We start from the raw sequence: 21507 nt of genomic DNA on the forward strand, positions 1-21507 counted from the left end.
CTCTCCGGAGAACCTCAATCCCGAGAAAAGTACCTTTTTCGGTCATCCAGGGCGGGTGTTTGATCCCCTCGGAGAGCAACCTGACCCGATCAGGTGGCGGCCAGGATCACCGCCTCGGAGGTCAGGTAGTAGCGCTGGTCGTCGCCGCTCGGGTCGACCGGCTCGCGCAGCCGTTCCACAGCGACGTAGCCGTCCTCGGCGGCTACCGCTCCGGGCGCCCAGCCCGTGCCGTCCGAACCGACGTTGAGCGTGTAGCGGGAGAGCAGCGCACCGGTCACCGGGTCGAGCGTCACCAGCTCGTTGGCCTCGGTCAGCAGATGCACCCGGCCGGGCTGCACCGCGAGCACCCGCGTCGGTCCCAGGCCGGGGAAACGCCACAGCTCGGCGCCCGTTCGCGCCGAACGGCCCACCGCCACCCCGTCGACGACGGCGACGGCCTGGTCACCGGCCAGGGTGGCCCCGGCCGGGTCCAGCGTCGGGGCGGCAAGCGGCGCACCACTGCCCAGCAGCCAGCCGCGACCACCGGCGTCCCCCGGGCCGGCCGTCCGCAGGGCCAAGCAACCCGACCGGTCGGTACGACAACCGAGCGGGGTGACCACCAGCCGATCCGCGCCGCCCGGCGGTCGCCACCGCTCACCCACCACGCCCGTCGCGGCGTCCCGGAACTCGATCGTGGCCGGCCCGGCGCAGGTGTCCAGGCCGATCACCTGCCCGGTCGCCGTGGTGCCGAGGTCGCTGCGGCAGCCGCCGGGCAGGTCGACCCGCCACAGCTCCCGGCCACCGGCCACGTCCACCCCGCGGGCCTGCGTCTCCCCGGTGACCGTCAGCACCGTCCGGCCGTCCGCGAGGTCGGCGAGGAGGAGCCCGCGCGGGTCCCAGACCGTGGCGGCCCCGGTCCGCCGGACCACCGCCGTGCTCCGGGCCGGCACCGGGCCGTCGCCCCGCCACCGCACCCGCCCGGTGGACGCGTCGAGCGCGACGAGCCGGCCGTCGGACCAGCGACTGATCACGGTGCTGCCGCTCGCCACCACCCCGGTCAACTCCGCCGGCCAACGCCGGTACGACCAGTAGGGCGTGGTCCGGTGTCGCCCGTCGACCGGCCGGTCGGCGTAGACCTGGCGGTGGGCGGCGTACACCCGCAGCCTTCCGTCCACGATCAACGGGGCGACCGGCAGTCGACCGACCACACCGGCGGCGGGTCGGGGCGCGGCCGGCTGATCACCGCGCGCCGGCGTGCTCACCTCGGCCGGCGCGAGCACCCGGTGGACGATGACCGCGACGGCCGCCACGGCGAGCAGCACCGCCACCGCCAGCACCAGTCGTCCTCGGCCCCTCGGGAACCCCATGCCGCACCTCCGCCCGGCACCCTACCCAGCGCAACCGATCGGACCCCGGCCAGGTCGTACGGGCCGCGGTGCGGGGTGGGAGGGTCAGGCCGCCTCGACCGAGCCGAGGGTGCCGGCCGCGACGGCCAGGTCGGCGAGATCACGCCGGAGCGCCACCTCGACCGCCCGGGCGGCAAGACCACCGAGCAGCAACGCCACCACCCGGCCGTACGGATCGGTGGGCACCGCCTCCTGTGTCACGGTGACAGCCGTGCGGGCGCGGCGGCGACGCCGGACCGACCGCAGGCTCCAGGTGATCCGGTAGTCCGCACCGGCGCCGGAGGAACACAGCACCAGCCGCTGCGGCGCGAGCGCCTCCACCACCAGGAACTCCTCGGTGAGGGTGCCGCCGCCCGGCTGGGCGCGCTCCTCACGCCAGGCGGTGCCCGGCCCGAACGGGCCCGGGGTCAGCACCTCGACCGGGCCGGCCGCGGTCAGCCGGGTGGCCCGACCGGGCAGGTCGGTCAGCAGGCACCAGACGTCGACAGCGCGCGCCTCGATGAAACCGGTAACCGCCACCGTCGACATGCCACCCTCCCGTGTCGTCGACGGTACGCGCGGTGAGGACCGGACGAGGCCCCCGGGCGGAATTTCCACCACCCGGAGGCCCCGCTGTCCGTTTCGGCGGTCGCCCGGCACCGATCGTCGACCGGCGCCCGGCGTACCGGTCAGCGGTCGAAGCGACCGCCCCTGATCGCGCCGATGAACGCCGTCCACCCCGGCGGGCTGACTGCCAGCGTGGGGCCGGCCTGGTCCTTGGAGTCGCGGAGAGCGACCAGACCGAGGACGTCGACCAGGTTGTCCGCCACCTCCACGCAGAGCCCCTGGTCGTTTGAACGGCTGCTGGTGCGCCAGAGCGCTCCGGTGAGATCGTGCATAGTCGTTACCTCCGTGTGCGTCGGGATGCCCCCCGCCACCCACGGCCGGGCGAGATCCGGCCGTACGGATGGCGGGGCGACGTGGTCCGGATGACCAACGGGGTAACCAGGCTTGGTGATCGCACAGACGGTGCGAGCACGAATCTCATCGATGAGACAGGTGGGCGCTCACGCGCGAGCGGAGGCGCCCGCGCTCCCGGCGGGCCGGCCCGGCGGGCCGGCTCAGCGGGCCGGGTCGGCGGGCCGGGTCGGCGGGCCGGCTCAGCGGGCCGGCTCAGCGGGCCGGCTCAGCGGGCCGGGCGGATCGTTCCGGTGACCTCGCCGAGGGCGATTGTGGTGCCGTCCGGGCCGGGCGCGGTGGCGGTGAGGGTGACGGTGTCGCCGTCGGCGAGGAAGGTACGGCTCTCGGTGCCCACCTTCGCGGGCTCGGCCCCGCCCCACGTCAGCTCCAGGAACGAGCCCACCTGGGAACGGTCCGGGCCGGAGACGGTGCCCGAGGCGTACAGGTCGCCGGTGCGCAGGGACGCGCCGTTGACGGTGAGGTGCGCCAACTGCTGGGCCGGGGTCCAGTACATGCCGGCGAACGGCGGCTCGCTTACCCGTTCGCCGTTCCACTCGACCGCCAACCGCAGGTCGAGCCCCAGGTGCGGCACGTCGCGCAGGTAGTCGACGACCGGCGGGTCCTGCTCCGGCGCCGGCACGAAGGCGTCGGCCAGGGCGTCCAACGGTGTCACCCAGGCCGAGACCGAGGTGGCGAAGGACTTGCCGAGGAACGGGCCGAGCGGCTGGTACTCCCACGCCTGGATGTCGCGGGCCGACCAGTCGTTGACAAGCACCACTCCGAAGACGTGGTCGGCGAAGTCGTCGACGGACACCCGGGAACCCAACGCGCTGGGCACGCCGACCACGAAGCCGACCTCGGCCTCGATGTCGAGGCGTACCGACGGGCCGGTGACCGGACCCTCGGCGGACGCCCGCTGGCCGGTGGGCCGGGTCACCGGCGTGCCGGAGACGACGACGGTGCCGGCCCGCCCGTGGTAGCCGATCGGCAGGTGCTTCCAGTTGGGCAGCAGCGGTGGCTGACCCGGCCGGAAGATCTGCCCGACGTTCGACGCGTGGTGCTCCGAGGAGTAGAAGTCGACGTAGTCGGCCACCTCGAACGGGAGCAGCAGCTCCACGTCGGTCAGGGGCACCAGCAGCGGTTCCACCGCCGGACGGTGCGTCACGTCGGTCAGCAGCTCGACGATCCGCTGGCGCACCGCTGTCCACTGTGGTCGCCCCAGCGCCATGAAGTCGTTGAGGGTGGGTCGGCACAGCGCGCCGGCGGCGAGCACCAGCTCGGCGGTCTCCGCACCGGCCAGGTCGAACACCCACGACCCGATCCGTACGCCGATCCGTGGCAGGCCCCCGCCCGTGGAGAACACCCCGTACGGCAGGTTCGTCACGCCGTACGGCGAGCCGTCAACGCCGCTCACCCAGGTCATGCGTCGTGCCCCCCGTTCACCAGCCCCAGCCGGATCAGATCGGTAAGTGGTTCCAGGATGCTGCACGAGCCGAAGCCGACCCAGAGTGGGCGCGGCGTGTCCAGCCGTTCGTTGGCGCGTTCGAGCAGCGGGCGCGGGTCGAGCGCGGTCAGCAGCTCGGCGACCACCCGCACGCTGTCCCCGTCGGCGGCGGCGAGCGTCGCGGCCAGCACGTTGGCGTAGCCGTGGTGGGTGAACCCGGTCTCCGGGTCGAGGTGGCGCACGGCCTGGTGCAGGCCGGCGGTGAGCTTGAACGGCAGGGCCCGGTCCCGGCAGGCGCAGATCACGGCGGCCAGCTCGGCGGGGGTGGGGAACAGCTCGGCGGCCAGCCCGCCGGTGCGGAACTTGGCGGCGATCGGCACGCCGTCGGCGCGGGCGGCGGCGAGCGCGTCCAGCGCACCCAGCAGCCCGAAGGTCAGCGGAAGCTCGGCGTAGACGGCTTCGACGTCCGGCATGCCGTCGGTCAGTCGCACCAGCTCGGCGACGCCGGGCAGCGGATCCTCGCCGCGCTTGGCGACCGCCACCTCGACCTGCCGTGCGGTCACGCCGTCCGCGGCGAGGAACGACAACGCGACGGGCAACCGACCGATCCCGGTGTCGCCGATCAGCCCGACCACCAGGCCCTCGGCCGGGTCGACGAGACCGCTCAGCTCGCCGGCCGCGACGGTCGAGGCGGGCACGAGCAGCGGGCCGACCAGGTCGGCGTACCAGGAGGCGCGGTGGCGGCGGTGGGCGACCAGGGCGTCGGGCAGCGCGGCGCTGCCCGGTGGGAAGACGGCGGCGTCGTCCACCAGGCCGTGGAGGAGCGCGGGCACCTGCGTTGACACGGAACAAGAATGTACGGGACGCTACAAGGAACGGACAACAGCGTCCGATTATCGGACGCCTCCGGCCGGTGCACGGGATATATCGGGAGGCGAGATGCCGTACTACCGCAGCGTCGGCGAGGTGCCGCGCAAGCGCCACACCCAGTTCCGCCAGCCCGACGGCAGCCTCTACGCCGAGGAGCTGATGGGTCAGGAGGGCTTCTCCTCCGACTCGTCACTGCTCTACCACCGGCACGCGCCCACCGCGATCCTGGCCGCCGACGAGTTCACCCCGCCGACGTTCACCCGGGCGCCGAACCTGCCGCTCAAGCCCCGCCACCTGCGCACCCACAAACTCGACGCGGGCGGCGCCGACCCGATCCTCGGCCGGCAGTACCTGCTCGCCAACGACGACGTCCGCATCGGGTACGTGCTCGCCGACCGACCCTCCCCGCTGTTCCGCGACGCCACCGGCGACCACTGCCTCTACGTCGAGGCGGGCACCCTGCGGGTCGAGTCGCCGTTCGGGGCGCTGGAGGCGGTCGCCGGCGACTACGTCGTCATCCCCACCTCGACCATCCACCGGCTGGTGCCCACCGGTGACCAGCCCGCCCGGCTGCTCACCGTCGAGGCGGCCGGGCACATCGGCCCGCCCAAGCGCTACCTCTCCGTCCGTGGCCAGTTCCTGGAGCACTCGCCGTACTGCGAGCGCGACGTCCGCGGCCCGGACGCCCCGCTGCTCGTCGACGGCGAGGAGGTCGAGGTGCTGGTCCGCCACCGTCGTGGCTGGACCCGCTACGTCTACGCGAACCACCCGTTCGACGTGGTCGGCTGGGACGGGCACCTCTACCCGTGGGCGTTCTCCATCCACGACTTCGAGCCGATCACCGGCCGCATCCACCAGCCCCCGCCCGTGCACCAGACGTTCCAGGGCCCCAACTTCGTGATCTGCTCGTTCGTGCCCCGCAAGGTCGACTACCACCCGCAGTCGATCCCGGTGCCGTACAACCACCACAACGTCGACTCCGACGAGATGCTCTTCTACACCGGCGGCAACTACGAGGCCCGACGCGGCTCCGGCATCGAGCAGGGCTCGATCTCGCTGCACCCGTCCGGCTTCACCCACGGCCCCCAGCCGGGCGCCGCCGAACGCTCCATCGGCGCGGACTACTTCGACGAGCTGGCCGTCATGGTGGACACCTTCCGGCCCCTCGACCTGTGCGACGCGGCCCGCGCCTGCGAGGACGAGGGGTACGCCTGGACCTGGGCGCGTTCTGTTTAGTCGCTCTTTGGGTTTTCGCCGGAGCCTGAACCGTTAGTCGCCCTGGGGTTTTCGCCGGAGCCCGACCCGCTCTGGGCGGTCAGGCTTGATCCCGACGCGGGTCGGGCTCCGGCGAAAACCTGACGTGGGCGAGCTAACGGACGCTTGTTGAGCTGTTGTGGTGTTGCCGGAGATTGGGTTAGCGGAACGTTGTTCTGGTGAAGATGGCGAACTCGGCTATCGCGGTGGCGATGATCGCCAGCACCAGCGGCCACGGCGAGCCGACCACCGCGTACACGAGCAGCAGCGCCGGCGCGGCGGCCACCGCGTAGATCGCCAGGGCCATCGTGCGGTCCGCCTGCAGCATGGCGGGCAGGACGGTCCTGGTGAGCCCCGGCAGGCGAGCCGCGAGCTGCCAGACCACGACGCCGCCGGTGAGGGCCGCGAGCACCGCCAGGACACGGGAGAACCCGTCGTTCGTGGAGGCCGCGAACGCCACCACCACCGCAGCGACCAGGGACCAGCCCGCGCCGTAGAGCACCAGGCGGTGCAGGCCGTGTGCGAGGGTCCGCGGGGAGTCGATCCGGCTCGGGCCGAGCGTCACCGCCTCCGCCACCTGCTCCAACGCCTCCGACCAGCGGCGCTGCTCCAGGCGCAGGACGCCGACGTCGTGGCCGACGTCGGCGAGGCGCGGATCGAGCCGCAGTGCCTCCCGGTAGGCCCGCTCGGCCAGGTCGAACAGCTCCAGCCGGGCCGCGACCAGGCTGAGCACCAGGTGCGCCTGCGGCTCCTGCGGGGCCAACTCCACCCCACGCCAGGCCGCGTTCAGCGCCGGCTGCCCGTTGCGCGAGTCGGCCAGGATCGCCGCCGCGCTGCGCTGGGCGTACGCGTCGGTGGGCCCGAGCGCGAGGAGCCGGTCGGCGGTGGTCGCCGCGTCGGCGTAGCGCCCCAGGTCGACAAGTGCCATCGCCCGGACGACGAGCGCCGGCAGGGCCTCCGGCACGGCGGCCACGGCCGCGTCGGCGGCGGCGAGCGCATCGACCGGCCGGTCGGCGGCGAGGTGCACCCGGGCCAGCATGGTGAGGGCCTGCGAATCCGCGGGCTTCAGCGCGAGCGCCTCGGTCAGCTCGCCGGCAGCCTCGTCGTGGCGGCCGAGCTCGGCGAGGAGCTGGGCGCGTTCGAGATAGCCGTCGCCGGCGAACCGGTCGGGGGCGCTTTCGGTGGACATCGCGGCGAGCCTAGGCGGCCGGCGCGTCGTACACCAGGGCGACCGCGATGCCCGCCAGGCCTTCCTCGCGGCCGGTGAAACCGAGCCCGTCGGTGGTCGCGGCCGAGACGGTGACCGGGGCGCCGACGGCGTCGGAGAGCACCTGCTGGGCCTCGGCCCGACGGCGGCCGATCTTGGGACGGTTGCCGACGATCTGCACGGAGACGTTGCCGATCTCCAGGCCGGCCGCCCGCACCCGGCGGGCCGTCTCGGTCAACAGCGCCAGGCCGGACGCCCCGGCCCACTCCGGCTGGTCCACTCCGAAGGCGGCGCCGAGATCACCGAGGCCGGCGGCGGAGAGCAGCGCGTTGCAGGCGGCGTGGGCGGCGACGTCGGCGTCCGAGTGCCCGGCGAGACCGTCCTGGTCGGGCCAGAACAGGCCGGCCACCCAGCAGGGCCGGCCCGGCTCGAACGCGTGCACGTCGGTGCCGATGGCCACCCGAGGAACGATCATGAGCAGAGGTTACGCGTCAGCCGTCGGCGGCGAGCAGGTGCTCCGCCAGTGCCAGGTCGAACGGACGGGTGATCTTCAGGGCGTACTCCGAGCCGGGCACGCAGCTCACGGCGACGCCCTGCTTCTCGACCAGGCCGGCGTCGTCGGTGAGCGGGTCACCGGCCGCGGCGTGCGCGGCAGTCAGGACGGACCGGCGGAAGCCCTGTGGAGTCTGCACCGCCCGGAGGGCGGCGCGGTCGACGGTGCCGAGCACCACCTCGTCGGCGTCGACCTCCTTGATCGTGTCGACGACCGGCAGGACGGGGATCACCGCGGCCCGGCCGTCCCGGACCGCGGCGGCTACCGATTCGACAAGCTCGGGCGGGGTCAGGGCGCGGGCGGCGTCGTGCACCAGGATGATCGTCGGGCCGGCCGGCACCGCAGCCAGCGCGGCGGCGACCGAAGCCTGCCGCTCGGCCCCACCGGGCACCACGATCACCGGCGCCACCGGCGCCAGCAGCTCACGGACGCCCGCCACCTCGGCCGCGGGCGCGGCCACCACGATCGTGTGCACCGACGCGGCGGCGGCGAGCCGGCGCACGGCGTGCACCAGCAGCGGCTCGCCCGCGAGCAGGCGCAGCGCCTTGGGTCGGCCGGGACCGAGTCGTACGCCGGCGCCCGCCGCAGGCACGAGGACCGCGACGTCACCGCGCGGATTGAGCTGCGCGGTCACGTCGCGGTCCTCGGTGGTTTCTTCGCTACGAAGTGGGTACGACGATGCTGTGCGGACTAGGCCTCGGTGAGGACCTTGTCGAGCAGCGTCTCCGCCTCGTCCTTGGTGCTCTTCTCAGCCAGCGCGACCTCGCCGACGAGAATGTCACGGGCCTTGGCCAGCATCCGCTTCTCGCCTGCGGAGAGGCCCCGCTCCCGCTCCCGGCGCCACAGGTCACGCACGACCTCGGCGACCTTCAGCGGATTGCCGGAGGCCAGCTTTTCCAGGTTGGCCTTGTAACGCCGCGACCAGTTGGTCGGCTCCTCGGTGTGCGGAGCCCGGAGAACGTCGAAGACCTTACCGAGGCCCTCTTCGCCGACCACCTCACGGACGCCCACGATCTCGGCGTTCTCGGCAGGCACCCGGACCGTCAGGTCACCCTGCGCGACCCTCAGGACGAGGTATTGCTTGGGCTCGCCCTTGATGACCCGAGTCTCGATTGCCTCGATGAGTGCGGCCCCGTGGTGGGGGTAAACAACGGTCTCGCCGACACTGAAAACCATAGGTTCGAAACCCCTTTCGCTGTGTCTAGGGTAACACGCTCAGGCAACGATGTCTCACCGATGTCCTGACCGTTGGCGCAGCTCAGGGCCCCTGTGAGAGGTCTTTCTTCAGCTTGACAGGCGGTCAAACCGATGGTTCGAACACGCTCCGTAACGCACGGATGACTTCCCGATACGGGTGAACAGAACGTCGAGATCAAGGGCTATGCGCTCCTCCCATGGTATCCCGCCCGGCGGAACCGCGCCCAGGTGTAGCGGGAGGTGCCCCCGGTGCGGGACGCTTGAGTCCGAGTCACACGCCGCTCACGAGACGCTTCCTGGGGGTCCGATGGGCAAGCCGGACGCAGAGGGCCACGGGCCGCCCGACGGGCTGCCCGACCTGCCACCCGAGTGGGGCCGTGTCGTCGTCCCCGACGACGCCTCGGCCCTGGCCAGCGAGGCCGCGCAGGTGCGCCGCGAGCTGCGCCGGGCGGCCGGCCGCCACACCGGGCACCACGCCCTCACCCTGCCGCTGCTGGTTCTGCTGGTGGCGCTGCTCACCACCCTGGCCGGCCTGCTCGCCGTGACCTGGCCCCGCGCCGGCCGGGGCACCGACCGACCCTCCCCGGCACCCGCCACGCCACCGGCGGCGCTCACCGGTCGGGCGTTGCCCGCGCTCGACCTGGTCGACGCCTCCCAGGCGCCGGTGCCGCTGCGCGGCCTGCTGCCCGCCATGATCATCCTGGTGGACGGCTGCCCCTGCCCGGAGCGGGTCGTCGAGGCGGCCGCGGCGGCGCCCAGCGGTGTCGCCGTGATCACCGTGGCCGGCGGCCGCACGGTCGAGACCCCGCCGCCGGCGAACGGCGTCCGGGCACTGGCCGACCCCGCCGGCGGGCTGCGCGCGTTCGTGGGCCAACCGGCCCGCCCCGGCACGCTCACCGCACTGCTTGTCGACCGCGCCGGCGTGGTGACCCGGGTGCTGCCCGACCTGGGCCCGGTCGAGGCGTACCGGCAGGACCTCACCGCCCTCGCCGCCTGACCTTCCCGGCGGGCGAGGGCCACGCGACCCGTCTCTCTGGAGGATGCGCGACCCGCGCCAACGAGAAGCCCCCGTGGGCGCACCCTCAGGGTGTGCTGACGAGTTGCGCCTCGACGTCGATGGGCTGGTCGCCCACGGTCGACAGGGACACCAGGAACGGCCCGCTGCCGGGCCGCACCTCGGCGGTGGCCACCGTGCCGTCGCAGTCGATGCGCGGCGGACCGGCTATCTCGGCTCCGGTGCTGGTCACGGCCAACATCCCGGGGCGGGTGCACCGGTACTGCAGCACGTAGTGGGCACCACCGTCGTCGGTCGCCTGCCTGGTCACGCCCTCACCCGGCGCGAGTTCCCGCTGTTCCCGCCAGATCGTCTCCCGGAAGACGGGCAGATCCCCCGGAGCGTCCTCGGAGCCGAGGGTCTCCCCCGTCTGCGGGTCGACGGCCGAGCGGCTTTCGAACTCGACGACCTCGCCGGACTCGGGATTGATCCGAACCGTCACCCGATCCTCGGGCACCCCCGAGGCCACCAGTCGCTCCAGGGCGGTGCTGACCGACGGCCCGGCGCTCGGTGTCACCTCCGCACGAGCCGAACCGGCCGCCGTCTCGGGAGCGGCGGCACGCCACCACCAGCCGCCGACCGCCAGGGCGGCCACGGCCACGCCGGCCAGCACCGCCGACCGCAACCGGTCGTCCGCCGCATCCATGTGGTGAGCGTACCGGTCGGGACGGAGGACGTTCAGTCCTGTCGATCGAGCAGAGCGGCGTACAGGGTGAGGCCCGGGCCGAACGCCAGCATGACGATCCGTCGGGGCGCCGGCGTCGACCGACTCAACCGGTCCAGGATCAACAGGACCGTCGGCGAGGAGCAGTTGCCGTGTTCGTCGAGCGTCGCCCGGGACGCGGCCAACGCCTCCGGCGGCAGGGCCAACTCCCGCTCGACCACGTTGAGGATGCGCGGCCCACCCGGGTGCACGGCCCAGCCGTCCACGTCGGAACTGACGCCACCGTGTCGGGCCAGCAGGCCGTCCACCAGGTCGCGGACGTGCCGGGAGAGGACCTGCGGCACCTTCGGCGACAGCCCCATCCGGAAACCCGCGTCGGTGACGTCCCAGGTCATGTGGTCGGCGGTCGAGGTGTCGGTGACCGAGGTGACCTCGCGCAACGCGTACCCCCGGCCGCCCGGCACCACCACGGCGGCGACCGCGGCGTCCGAGAAGAGCGCGTGCGACACGATCTGCTGGGTGTCCACCCGGGCGGTGGACGGCTGGATGTGCAGGCTGGTCAGCTCCGCGCAGAGCAGCAGCGCCGGACGGCCCCGGGCGGTGACGAAGTCACTCGCCGCGCCCAATCCCGGAAGCGCCGCGTAGCAGCCCATGTGGCCGATGAACATCCGCTGGGTGTCCGCAGCCATGCCCAGGTCACGGGCGAGCAGGATGTCCAGCCCCGGGGTGGCGTACCCGGTGCAGGAGCAGACGATGAACAGGCCGATGTCACTGGCGTCCAACCCGGCCGCCGTCAACGCACGCCCCACCGCCTCCTTGCCCAGCGGCAGCGCCTCCACCTGGTAGCGGCGCATCCGGCGCTCGGTCGGCCAGTCCGAGACGTCCTCCAGCAACGGGTTGACCGCGGCCTGGCGCCGGGTCACCCCCGAGTTGGCGAAGATCCGCTGGGCCAACGACCGGGTGGTGCCGGAGAAGTGCCGGGAGAAGAAGCCCTCCCACAACTCGTCCTGCGAAGCCGACGGCGGCTGCGCAGCCCCGAGCCCCGCGATCACTGGTACGGACACGATCCCCACCTCTCGTCAGATGCTGTCCTCCCCCTGGCCGTCCCACCGGCCACCGCGGCCGGCTCCTCCCCCGTACGTGCACCGCCGCGCGGCCTCACCAACGCGGTGCCGATCCGTCGCGGTCCGGGTCCCCGCCCAGCGCGGCGATGCCCAGCCAGTCGGCGCAGACGTCCGAGGTCGCCGGGTGCAGTGAGCCGCAGCGGGCGTCCCGATAGAGCCGCTCCAACGGATGGCCGCGCCGGGTCGCCGACGTCCCCGCCGCCTCCAGCACCGACGCCGCCACCTCGGCGGCCGTGGTGCCGGCCAGCAGCTTCGCCCGCCACACCCAGCGGTTGGTCTCCGCGTCACCCGGGGCGTCGTCCACCCGGCGGGCCGCCTCGGCCACCACCAGTTGGGCCGCCGCCGTCGCCGCGTCCGCCCGGCCCAGTCGGGCCCGCACCGCCGGCAGGCCCGCGAGATTGCGCGCGTTGAGATGCTCGGCCGCCGCGTCGATCGCCGCCCGGGCCACCCCCACGTAGACGGCCGCGTAACTGGCCACCAGCCAGTGCGGCATCAGTTGGGCGACCACCAGCGCCAGCCCCTCCACACCGCCGAGCAGCCGGTCGGCCGGCACCGTGACGTCCAGGTGCAGATCGTGCGACGAGGTGGCGCGCATGCCGAGGGCGTCCCAGGTCGGCTCGACGGTCAGCCCGTCACCGGCCGGCACCAGGAACTGCGACACCACCGACTGGTCGGTGGAGCCGCGCGCGGCCACCAGGTACCCGTCGGCGTGCCCCGCCCCGGAGCAGAAGGTCTTGCTGCCCTTGAGGTGCCAACCCTCGTCGGTCGGCTCGTAGACGGTGCTCAACTGGGACAGTCGGGCACCGGCACCGCGCTCGCTCATCGCGACGGCGTACCAGGAGCCCTGAGCCGCGGCGGCGAGCAGCCGGTCCCGGGCGGCCAGCGCCTCGTCCGGGACACCCAGCGCCTCGGCCAACTCCTCGGTGACCGCGCCCAGCGCGCCGGTCACCGAGGCGTGCATGTTGAACACCAGCGCGGTCGCGCCGTTGCCCCGGGCAAGTTCGGTGGCCACCGCGGCGTACTCGGCGAAGCTGGCGCCCAGGCCACCCAGCGCGCGGGGCACCATCAACCCGAACAGGCCGGCCTCCCGGAGGTCACGGAAGTCGTCGACCGGAAAGGAGCCGTCCCGGTCGTGCTCCGCCGCCCGCGCGGCGAACCGCGGCGCCAACCGGCGGGCCGCCTCAAGCGCGTGCACCGTCATATCGCTCCCTCCTCGGCGTCCCATACCCCGCCACGAGCCGACTATCCTCTGCGGACCCCCCGGCCCTGGTACAGCACGGCGGTGGACCGGGTCGGCACGATGCGCGGAGCACGGCCGGGAGACGTCGCGCCCGGCGTCCGCGCCGCGCGCGCCCGCCGCACCAGCCAGGCGACCAGGCCGCCGACCTGCGGTCGGATGCCGCGCAGACGCAGCTCGACACCGTGCCGGGCACACTCGGCCACGAGGGCGCGAGCGTCCACGAACAACCGTGGATCGTGGATGCCGCGCGGCACCGTCGGCAGCCGCTCGGCGATCCGCACCGCGACCAGCCTCGCCAGCGCCGTGTCGTTCAGGGTGTCCAGCACCAGCACGCCGCCCGGACGCAGCAGCCGGCACGCCTCGGCCACCGCGCGCGGCCAGTCCGGCACATGTTCCAGCAGCTCACCGGCGGAGACCACGTCGGCACACCCGTCGGGCAGCGGCACCGCGGTGACGTCACCCTGGACCACGCGTACCCCGTGCCCGGCGGCCTGGACCAGCGCCGAGCGGGTCAGGTCGACCCCGACGTGCCGGTATCCCTTACCGGCGAGGTGCGGCGCGAGCAGCCCGGCGCCGCAGCCCAGATCGACAAGGACCGCGTCCGGGCGGGTCGCCGGCGGCACGAGCGCCGCACGGGCCGCGGCCAGCCAGTGCAGCATCGCGAACGCGCCATCGGGACGCCACCACTCGCCGGCCAGGTCGTCGTACTGGCGCGGGTCGTTGCGCGGCAGCACCCGGGGACCGGTGGACGCCGCGGCCGCAGCCACGTCTCGCATGGCACCGAGCGTGGCACGACTGCTCGGTAACGACCAGACTTCCCTTATGTCGTCGAGGGTGTTAGGGCTGGTCAGAGCGAGCCATCCGGAACCGGCCGCCGCGGTGACCACGGTGTCCGGTCTGCTGGCCTGGGGAGTGGGGCACCGACCGGCGGGAATCGTCTCGGTGGTGCTCGCCGTACTCGCCAGCCAGCTCGCCGTCGGTTGGACCAACGACGCGTTGGACGCCGAGCGGGACGCCACTGTGGGGCGTACCGACAAACCGGTCGCCGCCGGCGCGGTGGGCCGGCGCGTCACGGCCTGGGCCGCGGCGGTCGCCGCGCTGGCCTGCCCGCTGCTGGCGCTGACCACGAACCCCACGGCGGCGCTCTGGCTCACGGTCGCCCTGGTCTCCGCGCTGCTCTACGACTGGCCGCTGAAGGCCACCGTTCTCTCGGTGCTGCCGTACGCCGTCTCGTTCGGCGCGCTGCCCGGCTTCGTGGTGCTGGCGCTGCCCGGCGAACCGACACCGCCGGCCTGGCTGCTGGCGGCGGCCGCCTGCCTGGGGGCCGGCGCGCACTTCGCCAACGTGCTGCCCGACCTGGCCGACGACGCCCGGACGGGGGTACGCGGCCTGCCGCACCACCTCGGCGCGGCGGGCAGCCGGGCGGCCGCGGCGGGGCTGCTCCTCGCCGCGACCGCCGTCCTGGTCCTGGGGCCGCCCGGGCCGCCGTCGGCCCTCGGGCTGGCGGCGGTCGGCACGGCCGCGGTCGTGCCGCCACTGAGCTGGTACGCCGGGCGCTCGGCGGTCCGGGCGGGCCGGCGGCCGGTGTCCGCCTTCCGGGCGGTCATGCTGGTGGCCCTCATCGACGTCGTTCTGCTGGTGGCGAGCGGTCGGGTGGTGTGAGGGGCACCCGGGAAGGTGGCATTGCCGGGTCCGCGTGCGGGCCTCGATCAGCTCCAACTACCCTGGAGCGCGGTCTGCGCGGGTATGGCCACCGTGCCCGGCGTGCGGCCGGGTGGGGATCGTAACGAGGAGGACCGACGTGACGCGCTCGATCAGGGGATCCCGGCGGGCGGCCCTGCTGCTGTCCGGGATGGCGGCTGCTACCAGCCTGCTCGCGTCCGGATGCGGCGCCGGCCAGATCGCCGAGACGGCGTTGAAGGAGCCGTCGGTCCAGGGCGTCAACCTCACGACGCCCAACGGCGCCTACTCGGTGCGTGGCCTGCTGGTCACCTACCCCGGCACCGAGGGTTACCGGGCCGGCCAGGACGCCCCGCTCAACGCCGTGATCTACAACGACTCGAAGAGCACCGTGACGGTCACCGTCACCACCCAGGGCGCCCGCGAGGTGGTGATCTCGGACGGCTCGGCGAGCCCGACGCCGTCCGCCTCGGAGTCGGCCTCCGCCACCCCGTCGACCGCCTCGGAGTCGGCCTCCGCCACCCCGTCGACCTCCGCGTCCGGCTCGGCCACCCCGTCGGCCCCCGAGTCCCGCTCGGCCAGCCCGTCGGCGACCCCGTCCGAGACCGGTTCGTCCTCGGCGACCCCGTCCGCCCCGGAGTCGGCGCGGGCGTCGGGTTCGGCCAGCCCCGCCGCGCCGGGCCAGCCCGCCCGGATCGAGCTGGCCCCCCTGAGCTACCTCCAGCTCAACTCGGAGGCCACCACCCAGCTGCGGCTGGTCGGCCTGACCGAGGCGCTGCGCTCCGGCCAGAACGTCGTCGTGACCTTCGACTTCGGCAACGGCAACACGGTCACCGGCCAGGCGCCGATCGCGGTGCCGCTCACCCCGGCGGCGCCCGCCTCGCCGATCATCGAGCGTGAGGGCGGCTACGAGGGCGGCGAGGGCGGCACCACCCACGACTGACCGACCCCCGACATCGACGAACGCCCCGGCGTGGGAACCACCACGCCGGGGTGTTTTCGTCGCACGAGAGGGCTAGCGTCCTGGTGTGACCACCTCCCGATCGACCTCTCCGCGTGCCGGCACGGCCGGTGCCGCCCGCGGCCGGTCCGCCACCCGCGAGCCGCGTCCGGCGTACGAGTGCGACGCCTGCGGGCACCAGCCGCCCAAGTGGGTGGGCCGCTGCCCGGAGTGCGGCGAGTGGGGCGCGGTGGTCGAGAGCACCGTCACCGGCCCGACGGTGGCCGGTCGGGTGGTCAGCTCCCGGCTGCCGTCGGAGCCCGCCCGGCCCATCGCCACCATCAGCGCGGCCCCGGCCCGCGCCGTGCCCACCGGGGTGAGTGAGCTCGACCGGGTGCTCGGCGGCGGTCTGGTGCCCGGTGCCGTGGTGCTGCTCGCCGGCGAGCCCGGCGTGGGCAAGTCGACACTCCTGCTCGACGTGGCACAGCAGTGGGCGGTGGGTGCCGGCAGCCCCTCCCTGGTGGTCAGCGGGGAAGAGTCGGTCAGCCAGGTCCGGCTGCGGGCCGAGCGGATGGGCACCCTGCACGACAAGCTCTACCTGGCGGCCGAGAGCGACCTGGGCTCGGTGCTCGGGCACCTCGACGCGGTCAAGCCCGGCCTGCTGGTGCTCGACTCGGTGCAGACCATCTCCACCACCGGCACCGAGGGCGTGCCCGGTGGCGTGACGCAGGTGCGCGCGGTCACCGCGGCACTGGTCTCGGTGGCCAAGGAGCGGGGCATCGCCACCGTGCTCGTCGGCCACGTCACCAAGGACGGCCAGGTGGCCGGGCCCCGCGTGCTGGAGCACCTGGTCGACGTGGTGCTGCACTTCGAGGGCGACAAGCACTCCTCGCTACGGCTGGTGCGCGGCGTGAAGAACCGGTTCGGCGCGGCCGACGAGGTCGGCTGCTTCGAGATGCACGAGGGCGGCATCAGCAGCCTGGCCGATCCGTCCGGGCTGTTCCTCACCCGCTACTCGGAACCCGTGCCCGGCACCTGCGTGACAGTCGCCATGGAGGGGCGGCGGGCCCTCGTCACCGAGGTGCAGGCCCTGATCGGCGCGACGGTGGCCGGCTCACCCCGTCGTACGGTCTCCGGCCTCGACTCCGCCCGTCTGGCGATGGTGCTCGCGGTCCTGCAACGGCGTACCGAGCGGTTGACCCTGCACGACCGCGAGGTCTTCGCGGCCACCGTGGGCGGCATCCGGGTGGTGGAGCCGGCGGCCGACCTGGCCGTCGCGCTGGCGGTCGCCTCCGGCGGGCTCAACCTGGCTATCGCGCCGCACCTCGTGGCCATCGGCGAGGTGGGGCTGACCGGCGAGGTTCGCCGGGTCGGGGCGGTGCCGCGCCGGCTGGCCGAGGCTGCCCGCCTGGGGTTCAAGGTGGCGCTGGTCCCGCCGGGCTGCGGCCCGGCCAGCACTGGCGCCGGGCCCGACGGGATGCGAGTGACCGAGGTCACTGACGTCCGCTCGGCGCTGCACCATGCGGCCCGCGCGTCCGCCGAGTGACCCAGCGTGTCGACGCGAACGGCGATACCGGACAGCATCGGCGCAAGTGGAAACGGTTCGAAGGGCGGCATCGTGACACATCACAGTAACCACGACAGCACCCACCGCACGGCAGTCCGTAGACTGTGCCCGTGCCGATCGACCGCGATACCACCAAGCCTGCCGGCGCGCCGCCCCAGGCCCGCACCGGCGCCGTGGGCTCGCCAGCCCGCCCGATCAGCGTGAGCGTGACCGCCGCTGCCGGGAGCGCCGGCGATCCGCTGCGGGCGAACCTCGCCCTGATGGCACCCGGCACCGCGCTGCGGGACGGGTTGGAGCGCATCCTGCGGGGGCGCACCGGCGCGCTCATCGTGCTCGGCTACGACAAGGTCGTCGAGGGTCTCTGCACCGGCGGCTTCCCGCTGGACGTCGAGTTCTCCGCGACCCGGGTGCGGGAGCTGTGCAAGATGGACGGCGCGGTGGTGCTCTCCAGCGACGGCACCCGCATCGTCCGGGCGGCCGTGCACCTGATGCCCGACCCGTCCATCCCGACGGAGGAGTCGGGCACCCGGCACCGCACCGCCGAGCGGGTCGCCCGGCAGACCGGTTACCCGGTGATCTCGGTCAGCCAGTCGATGCGGATCATCAGCCTCTACGTCAACGGCCAGCGACACGTCCTCGACGACTCGGCGGCGATCCTCTCCCGCGCCAACCAGGCGCTTGCCACCCTCGAGCGTTACAAGCTCCGGCTGGACGAGGTCTCCGGCACGCTCTCCGCGCTCGAGATCGAGGATCTGGTCACCGTCCGCGACGCGGTTGCCGTGGTGCAGCGGCTGGAGATGGTCCGCCGGATCGCCGACGAGATCGCCGGCTACGTCGTCGAGCTGGGCACCGACGGGCGACTGCTCGCCCTCCAGCTCGACGAGCTGATGGCCGGCGTCGACGCCGACCGCACGCTTGTCATCCGGGACTACCTGCCGGTCGGCCGCAAGTCCCGCACGCTGGACGAGGCGCTTGTCGAGCTGGACCTGCTCGGCGCGACCGAGCTGATCGACCTGGTGTCGGTCGCCAAGGCCATCGGCTACCCGGCCGCATCGGACGCGCTGGACGCCGCCGTCAGCCCGCGGGGCTTCCGGCTGCTGGCCAAGGTGCCGCGTCTGCCGGTGGCCGTGGTCGACCGCCTGGTGCTGCACTTCGGCAGCCTCCAGCGGCTGCTGGGCGCGACGGTGGAGGACCTGCAGGCCGTCGAGGGCGTGGGCGACGCCCGCGCCCGGGGCGTCCGGGAGGGCCTGTCCCGGCTCGCCGAGGCATCCATCCTGGAGCGGTACGTCTGACCCGGCTCAGCCGGTGATGGTGATCTTCACGGGTGCGCTGTACTTGGTGCCGACCCGCGCGAACACCTGGTACGTCCCGGCCGGCGGGAACGGGCCGGCGGCCAGTCCGGCGCCATCGCAGCGGGTGGTGTCCCGCCCGTTCCAGCCCACCTGGTAGGAGCGCTCGAACCCGGGCGTGAACGACTGGACGTCCGAGCCCTGGACCTTGCCGCAGGTGTCCGAGGACCACACCTTGTCGGCACCGGCCTTGATGAAGATCTCCTGGAGGTCGGCGCCGACGTTACGGCTGCACGTCCGCTCCGAGGTGTTCTTGATCTTCAGTTGCAGGTCGACCACCGCTCCGCGCTGCACCGAGGTGGGCCGCGCCACCGAGGTCACGCTGATCTCCGCGTCGGTGCAGGTGCCGTCGTCGACCGACCCGGCGGCCGAACCCGGCGGCGGGTCGTTGCTTGTGGTCTCGGGGCTCGGATCGGTGGCGTTCGGATCGGCCGACCGGTCCGGAGCATTCGGATCTGCGGACCCGGACGCCGACGGGGCCCCCGTCTGCGGGCTCAACAGCGGACCAGCCGGGCCGGGACTCGCCGTGGACGACGGAGTCGACGTGGGGCTCGCCCCCGCATTCGGTCGACCGCCGGAGCGGCTCGACCCGGTGCACGAGTAGAGCAGGACAATCAGGAAGAGAAGCCCCGCTCCGAGTACGACGGCGCGACGCCGCCAGTACACGGCGGGTGGCAGGGGGCCGACCGTCAGACGCATGATGCCCCCCACCGTAGCCGCGCGGCGCCCACCAGCCCGTCACGACGCGCCGGTACGCCACCGGGGCAGCGCGGCGAAACTCCACTGAGGACGGACGCGGCGGCCTTCGGGTGCCCGCTCAGAGGTAGACCTTGCGCTGGTAGACGGCGTGCGCGCCGGCCACCCGGTCCAGGAAGAGCAGCCCCGCGCAGTGGTCGATCTCGTGCTGCAACGCCCGCGCCTCGAAGCCGTCCGTCACCAACCGGACCGCCGCGCCGGTGCCCGGCAGGTCACCCTCCACCACCAGCCGACTGGCCCGCTTGACGTCCCCGGTCAGGTCCGGCACCGACATGCACCCCTCCCGCCCGGGCTTCCAGCGGGTCGCCTCCACCACCCGGGCGTTGCAGAGCACGAAGGTGCCGTGCACGGTGACCGCCTTCGGATGCCCTGTCACGTCGACGGCGAAGACCCGGGCAGCCACACCGACCTGCGGCGCCGCCAGACCCACGCAGCCCGGCGAGACCCGCATCGTGGCGACCAGATCGGCGGCCAGCCGGACCGTCTCCTCGGCCGTCGGATCGACCTCGTCCCCGGCCCGGCTCAACACCGGATGCGGAGCCGAAACGACGGCCCGCACCTCGCCCGCCACGGCCAACGACTCCGGCGTCCAGTCCCCCAGACCGGCGTACGCCTCGACGTCCCGGCCGGCGTCCGGCCCGCTCCGCCCGTCGCTCACAGCAGATCCGGGTCTGCCGGCCGGAGGGTGACCTCGACCCCCAACTCGGCGGCCGTCCGATGCAGTCGCCCGATCACCGCCTCGGCGACCCCCGACGGCAACTCGACCTCGGCCAGCACCACGTAGAGCGAACCGGCCAGCCGGGTACTCAGGTCGGTCACGTTTCCGCCGGCGTCCACCAGCACCCGCGTCATCGCCGCGACGATGCCCATCCGGTCCGACCCGTGCACCGCCAGCACGTACGGCTCGCCGGCCGGAGCCACCTCACCGTCGGGCGTGACCGCGCGTACGGTCGCCAGCAACTGACCCTCGGCGGCCAGCGGCGTCAGCGCCGTCTCCACCTCGGCGGCGTCCGGCCCGGTGCAGATGAGGGTCATCGCGAAATGCCCCCGCAGCCGGGTCATGGTGCTGTCGGTGAGGTTCGCGCCCAGTCGGGCCAGCACCTCGGCGACGTCGGCCACGATGCCCGGCCGGTCCCGGCCGATGACGGTGATCGCGAGCTCGTTCATCCGCGCATTCTGCCCGATCCGTCCATCGCCACCGCGACACCCCGCCCGAGCCGCCCATCCAGCGGGACCGGACCGCGTGACATCATCGACGGCGCCATGACTCAACCCGATTTCGCCACAGTGGTCAGCCGGTGGTTCCAGCAGCACGCCCGTGACCTGCCGTGGCGGGAACCCGGCGTCACCCCGTGGGCCATCCTGGTCAGCGAGGTCATGCTCCAGCAGACCCCGGTCGTCCGGGTGGTGCCCGCCTGGCACGCCTGGCTGGCCCGCTGGCCCGACCCGGCCGCACTGGCAGCCGACACCCCGGCCGAGGCGATCCGCATGTGGGGGCGCCTCGGCTATCCCCGCCGGGCGGTCCGGCTGCGCGAGTGCGCGGTCGCGATCGTGGACCGGCACGGCGGCCAGGTGCCGGACCGGCTGGAGCAGTTGCTGGCACTGCCCGGCGTGGGCACCTACACGGCGCGTGCGGTGGCCGCGTTCGCGTACGGGCAGCGGCACCCGGTGGTCGACACGAACGTCCGGCGGGTGGTCTGCCGGGCCGTGGCAGGTGAACCGGACGCCGGACCGGTCACCCGACCCGCCGACCTGGTCGCCACCGAGGAGCTGCTGCCGGCCGACCCCGCCGCCGCCGCGCTGGCCAGCGCCGCGTTCATGGAACTGGGGGCGGTGCTCTGCACGGCCCGGTCACCACGCTGCACGGCCTGCCCGGTCGAATCGGTCTGCGCGTGGCGGGCCTCCGGGCAGGAGCCACCGACCGGCCCGAGCCGGCGACCCCAGCGGTACGCGGGCACCGACCGGCAGGTACGCGGACTGCTGCTCGGGGTGCTCCGGGAGACCACCGGGCCGGTCCCGCACCAGCGCCTCGACCAGGTCTGGACCGACGACGTGCAGCGCGCCCGAGCCCTTGCCGGTCTCGTACAGGACGGGCTTGTGGAACCGGTCGGCACCGACTCGTTCCGACTCGCCGGCGACGGCCCGTCCGCACCAACCACCGACCTGAACGTCTAGCCCCGCAGGCCCGGTCGCCGGTCGGCGGGGGTCCTCCGGTCACCTCTGCTCTGCTTCAACCCGCGCATCACCCGGTGTCCGGATAACGGACGTTCGGTGTTGCGTCCGT

At 73.7% G+C, this 21507-nt stretch carries 23 protein-coding genes; 7 read left to right on the top strand and 16 right to left on the bottom strand.

Annotated elements, in window-relative coordinates; genetic code table 11:
• Positions 1-89 precede the first annotated feature (89 nt).
• The 5 genes from MILUP08_RS32625 to MILUP08_RS32645 form a co-directional block, all read right to left on the bottom strand.
• Positions 90-1346, bottom strand: a complete 1257-nt coding sequence (locus MILUP08_RS32625) for an outer membrane protein assembly factor BamB family protein (RefSeq protein WP_007466009.1) — start codon at positions 1344-1346, stop codon at positions 90-92.
• A gap of 84 nt (positions 1347-1430) precedes the next feature.
• Positions 1431-1913 carry an SRPBCC family protein gene (locus MILUP08_RS32630; RefSeq protein WP_007466011.1) on the bottom strand — a complete coding sequence of 161 codons (483 nt, stop codon included), beginning with the start codon at positions 1911-1913 and terminating at the stop codon, positions 1431-1433.
• A gap of 140 nt (positions 1914-2053) precedes the next feature.
• On the bottom strand, positions 2054-2263 hold the full coding sequence (locus tag MILUP08_RS32635) for a DUF397 domain-containing protein (protein WP_007466013.1): 210 nt from the start codon (positions 2261-2263) through the stop codon (positions 2054-2056).
• Between the two features lie 287 nt (positions 2264-2550).
• Entirely contained in the window at positions 2551-3747 is a 1197-nt protein-coding gene (fahA, locus tag MILUP08_RS32640; protein ID WP_007466015.1) for a fumarylacetoacetase, read from the bottom strand.
• A complete protein-coding gene (locus MILUP08_RS32645; protein WP_039907041.1) occupies positions 3744-4613 on the bottom strand; it encodes a hypothetical protein in 870 nt (289 codons plus the stop codon). Before MILUP08_RS32645 ends, fahA begins: the two co-directional genes overlap by 4 nt.
• Positions 4614-4707: 94 nt before the next feature.
• Here MILUP08_RS32645 and MILUP08_RS32650 point away from each other — a divergent pair, with 94 nt between their 5' ends.
• On the top strand, positions 4708-5874 hold the full coding sequence (locus MILUP08_RS32650; RefSeq protein ID WP_007466018.1) for a homogentisate 1,2-dioxygenase: 1167 nt from the start codon (positions 4708-4710) through the stop codon (positions 5872-5874).
• A gap of 178 nt (positions 5875-6052) precedes the next feature.
• On the opposite strand, the gene MILUP08_RS32655 is transcribed toward MILUP08_RS32650, so the two are convergent.
• Genes MILUP08_RS32655 through MILUP08_RS32670 form a run of 4 tightly spaced genes read right to left on the bottom strand, consistent with a single transcriptional unit; the run spans position 6053 to position 8828 of the window.
• Complete coding sequence (locus MILUP08_RS32655; RefSeq protein WP_007466020.1) at positions 6053-7081, bottom strand: tetratricopeptide repeat protein; 1029 nt, start codon at positions 7079-7081, stop codon at positions 6053-6055.
• A 10-nt stretch (positions 7082-7091) separates the two neighbouring features.
• On the bottom strand, positions 7092-7574 hold the full coding sequence (ispF, locus tag MILUP08_RS32660) for a 2-C-methyl-D-erythritol 2,4-cyclodiphosphate synthase (RefSeq protein ID WP_007466023.1): 483 nt from the start codon (positions 7572-7574) through the stop codon (positions 7092-7094).
• Positions 7575-7590: 16 nt separating this feature from the next.
• The gene (gene ispD / locus MILUP08_RS32665) at positions 7591-8286 is read right to left on the bottom strand and encodes a 2-C-methyl-D-erythritol 4-phosphate cytidylyltransferase (RefSeq protein ID WP_007466024.1); all 696 of its coding nucleotides are present in this window, start codon (positions 8284-8286) and stop codon (positions 7591-7593) included.
• Between the two features lie 56 nt (positions 8287-8342).
• Positions 8343-8828, bottom strand: coding sequence for a CarD family transcriptional regulator (locus tag MILUP08_RS32670; protein WP_007073334.1), 486 nt, complete (start codon positions 8826-8828; stop codon positions 8343-8345).
• Positions 8829-9156: 328 nt separating this feature from the next.
• On the opposite strand from MILUP08_RS32670, the gene MILUP08_RS32675 reads away from it, so the two are divergent.
• Positions 9157-9846 carry a hypothetical protein gene (locus MILUP08_RS32675; RefSeq protein ID WP_007466030.1) on the top strand — a complete coding sequence of 230 codons (690 nt, stop codon included), beginning with the start codon at positions 9157-9159 and terminating at the stop codon, positions 9844-9846.
• A gap of 85 nt (positions 9847-9931) precedes the next feature.
• Here MILUP08_RS32675 and MILUP08_RS32680 read toward each other — a convergent pair whose 3' ends face one another.
• The 4 genes from MILUP08_RS32680 to MILUP08_RS32695 all read right to left on the bottom strand — a co-directional run bounded on the left by MILUP08_RS32680 (position 9932) and on the right by MILUP08_RS32695 (position 13707).
• Positions 9932-10549, bottom strand: coding sequence for a hypothetical protein (locus tag MILUP08_RS32680; RefSeq protein ID WP_007466032.1), 618 nt, complete (start codon positions 10547-10549; stop codon positions 9932-9934).
• Between the two features lie 32 nt (positions 10550-10581).
• On the bottom strand, positions 10582-11631 hold the full coding sequence (locus MILUP08_RS32685; RefSeq protein WP_007466035.1) for a type III polyketide synthase: 1050 nt from the start codon (positions 11629-11631) through the stop codon (positions 10582-10584).
• A gap of 94 nt (positions 11632-11725) precedes the next feature.
• A complete protein-coding gene (locus MILUP08_RS32690; protein WP_007466038.1) occupies positions 11726-12892 on the bottom strand; it encodes an acyl-CoA dehydrogenase family protein in 1167 nt (388 codons plus the stop codon).
• A 41-nt stretch (positions 12893-12933) separates the two neighbouring features.
• Entirely contained in the window at positions 12934-13707 is a 774-nt protein-coding gene (locus MILUP08_RS32695) for a class I SAM-dependent methyltransferase (protein ID WP_007466041.1), read from the bottom strand.
• Positions 13708-13753: 46 nt separating this feature from the next.
• Here MILUP08_RS32695 and MILUP08_RS32700 point away from each other — a divergent pair, with 46 nt between their 5' ends.
• The 4 genes from MILUP08_RS32700 (at position 13754) to disA (ending at position 18410) form a co-directional block, all read left to right on the top strand.
• A complete protein-coding gene (locus tag MILUP08_RS32700) occupies positions 13754-14593 on the top strand; it encodes a UbiA family prenyltransferase (RefSeq protein WP_007466043.1) in 840 nt (279 codons plus the stop codon).
• A gap of 139 nt (positions 14594-14732) precedes the next feature.
• On the top strand, positions 14733-15554 hold the full coding sequence (locus MILUP08_RS32705; protein ID WP_007466045.1) for a hypothetical protein: 822 nt from the start codon (positions 14733-14735) through the stop codon (positions 15552-15554).
• An 85-nt stretch (positions 15555-15639) separates the two neighbouring features.
• Positions 15640-17097: a DNA repair protein RadA gene (gene radA / locus MILUP08_RS32710; protein WP_007466048.1), complete on the top strand. Its 1458-nt coding sequence runs from the start codon at positions 15640-15642 to the stop codon at positions 17095-17097.
• A 131-nt stretch (positions 17098-17228) separates the two neighbouring features.
• Positions 17229-18410 (top strand): DNA integrity scanning diadenylate cyclase DisA, encoded by a 1182-nt coding sequence (gene disA / locus MILUP08_RS32715; protein ID WP_007466050.1) that lies wholly within the window; start codon positions 17229-17231, stop codon positions 18408-18410.
• Positions 18411-18416: 6 nt separating this feature from the next.
• Here disA and MILUP08_RS32720 read toward each other — a convergent pair whose 3' ends face one another.
• From MILUP08_RS32720 to MILUP08_RS32730, 3 genes are all read right to left on the bottom strand, one after another.
• Positions 18417-19166 (bottom strand): hypothetical protein, encoded by a 750-nt coding sequence (locus tag MILUP08_RS32720; RefSeq protein ID WP_007466051.1) that lies wholly within the window; start codon positions 19164-19166, stop codon positions 18417-18419.
• Between the two features lie 118 nt (positions 19167-19284).
• Positions 19285-19881, bottom strand: a complete 597-nt coding sequence (locus MILUP08_RS32725; RefSeq protein WP_007466053.1) for a peptide deformylase — start codon at positions 19879-19881, stop codon at positions 19285-19287.
• Positions 19878-20390, bottom strand: a complete 513-nt coding sequence (locus MILUP08_RS32730) for a glycine cleavage system transcriptional repressor (protein ID WP_007466054.1) — start codon at positions 20388-20390, stop codon at positions 19878-19880. The genes MILUP08_RS32725 and MILUP08_RS32730 overlap by 4 nt, the downstream gene beginning before the upstream one ends.
• Before the next feature lie 96 nt (positions 20391-20486).
• Here MILUP08_RS32730 and MILUP08_RS32735 point away from each other — a divergent pair, with 96 nt between their 5' ends.
• Positions 20487-21398 (top strand): HhH-GPD family protein, encoded by a 912-nt coding sequence (locus MILUP08_RS32735; RefSeq protein ID WP_007466055.1) that lies wholly within the window; start codon positions 20487-20489, stop codon positions 21396-21398.
• The last annotated feature ends 109 nt before the right edge of the window (positions 21399-21507 follow it).

Origin of the sequence: Micromonospora lupini str. Lupac 08, assembly GCF_000297395.2 — a bacterium.
GTDB classification, from domain to species: Bacteria; Actinomycetota; Actinomycetes; order Mycobacteriales; family Micromonosporaceae; genus Micromonospora; species Micromonospora lupini.

Coding starts and splice junctions, on each gene's coding strand:
- MILUP08_RS32625 (WP_007466009.1), bottom strand. CDS start 1,346: ATGGGGTTCCCGAGGGGCCGAGGACGACTGGTGCTGGCGGTGGCGGTG.
- MILUP08_RS32630 (WP_007466011.1), bottom strand. CDS start 1,913: ATGTCGACGGTGGCGGTTACCGGTTTCATCGAGGCGCGCGCTGTCGAC.
- MILUP08_RS32635 (WP_007466013.1), bottom strand. CDS start 2,263: ATGCACGATCTCACCGGAGCGCTCTGGCGCACCAGCAGCCGTTCAAAC.
- fahA (WP_007466015.1), bottom strand. CDS start 3,747: ATGACCTGGGTGAGCGGCGTTGACGGCTCGCCGTACGGCGTGACGAAC.
- MILUP08_RS32650 (WP_007466018.1), top strand. CDS start 4,708: ATGCCGTACTACCGCAGCGTCGGCGAGGTGCCGCGCAAGCGCCACACC.
- MILUP08_RS32655 (WP_007466020.1), bottom strand. CDS start 7,081: ATGTCCACCGAAAGCGCCCCCGACCGGTTCGCCGGCGACGGCTATCTC.
- ispF (WP_007466023.1), bottom strand. CDS start 7,574: ATGATCGTTCCTCGGGTGGCCATCGGCACCGACGTGCACGCGTTCGAG.
- MILUP08_RS32670 (WP_007073334.1), bottom strand. CDS start 8,828: ATGGTTTTCAGTGTCGGCGAGACCGTTGTTTACCCCCACCACGGGGCC.
- MILUP08_RS32675 (WP_007466030.1), top strand. CDS start 9,157: ATGGGCAAGCCGGACGCAGAGGGCCACGGGCCGCCCGACGGGCTGCCC.
- MILUP08_RS32680 (WP_007466032.1), bottom strand. CDS start 10,549: ATGGATGCGGCGGACGACCGGTTGCGGTCGGCGGTGCTGGCCGGCGTG.
- MILUP08_RS32690 (WP_007466038.1), bottom strand. CDS start 12,892: ATGACGGTGCACGCGCTTGAGGCGGCCCGCCGGTTGGCGCCGCGGTTC.
- MILUP08_RS32695 (WP_007466041.1), bottom strand. CDS start 13,707: ATGCGAGACGTGGCTGCGGCCGCGGCGTCCACCGGTCCCCGGGTGCTG.
- MILUP08_RS32700 (WP_007466043.1), top strand. CDS start 13,754: ATGTCGTCGAGGGTGTTAGGGCTGGTCAGAGCGAGCCATCCGGAACCG.
- MILUP08_RS32720 (WP_007466051.1), bottom strand. CDS start 19,166: ATGCGTCTGACGGTCGGCCCCCTGCCACCCGCCGTGTACTGGCGGCGT.
- MILUP08_RS32730 (WP_007466054.1), bottom strand. CDS start 20,390: ATGAACGAGCTCGCGATCACCGTCATCGGCCGGGACCGGCCGGGCATC.
- MILUP08_RS32735 (WP_007466055.1), top strand. CDS start 20,487: ATGACTCAACCCGATTTCGCCACAGTGGTCAGCCGGTGGTTCCAGCAG.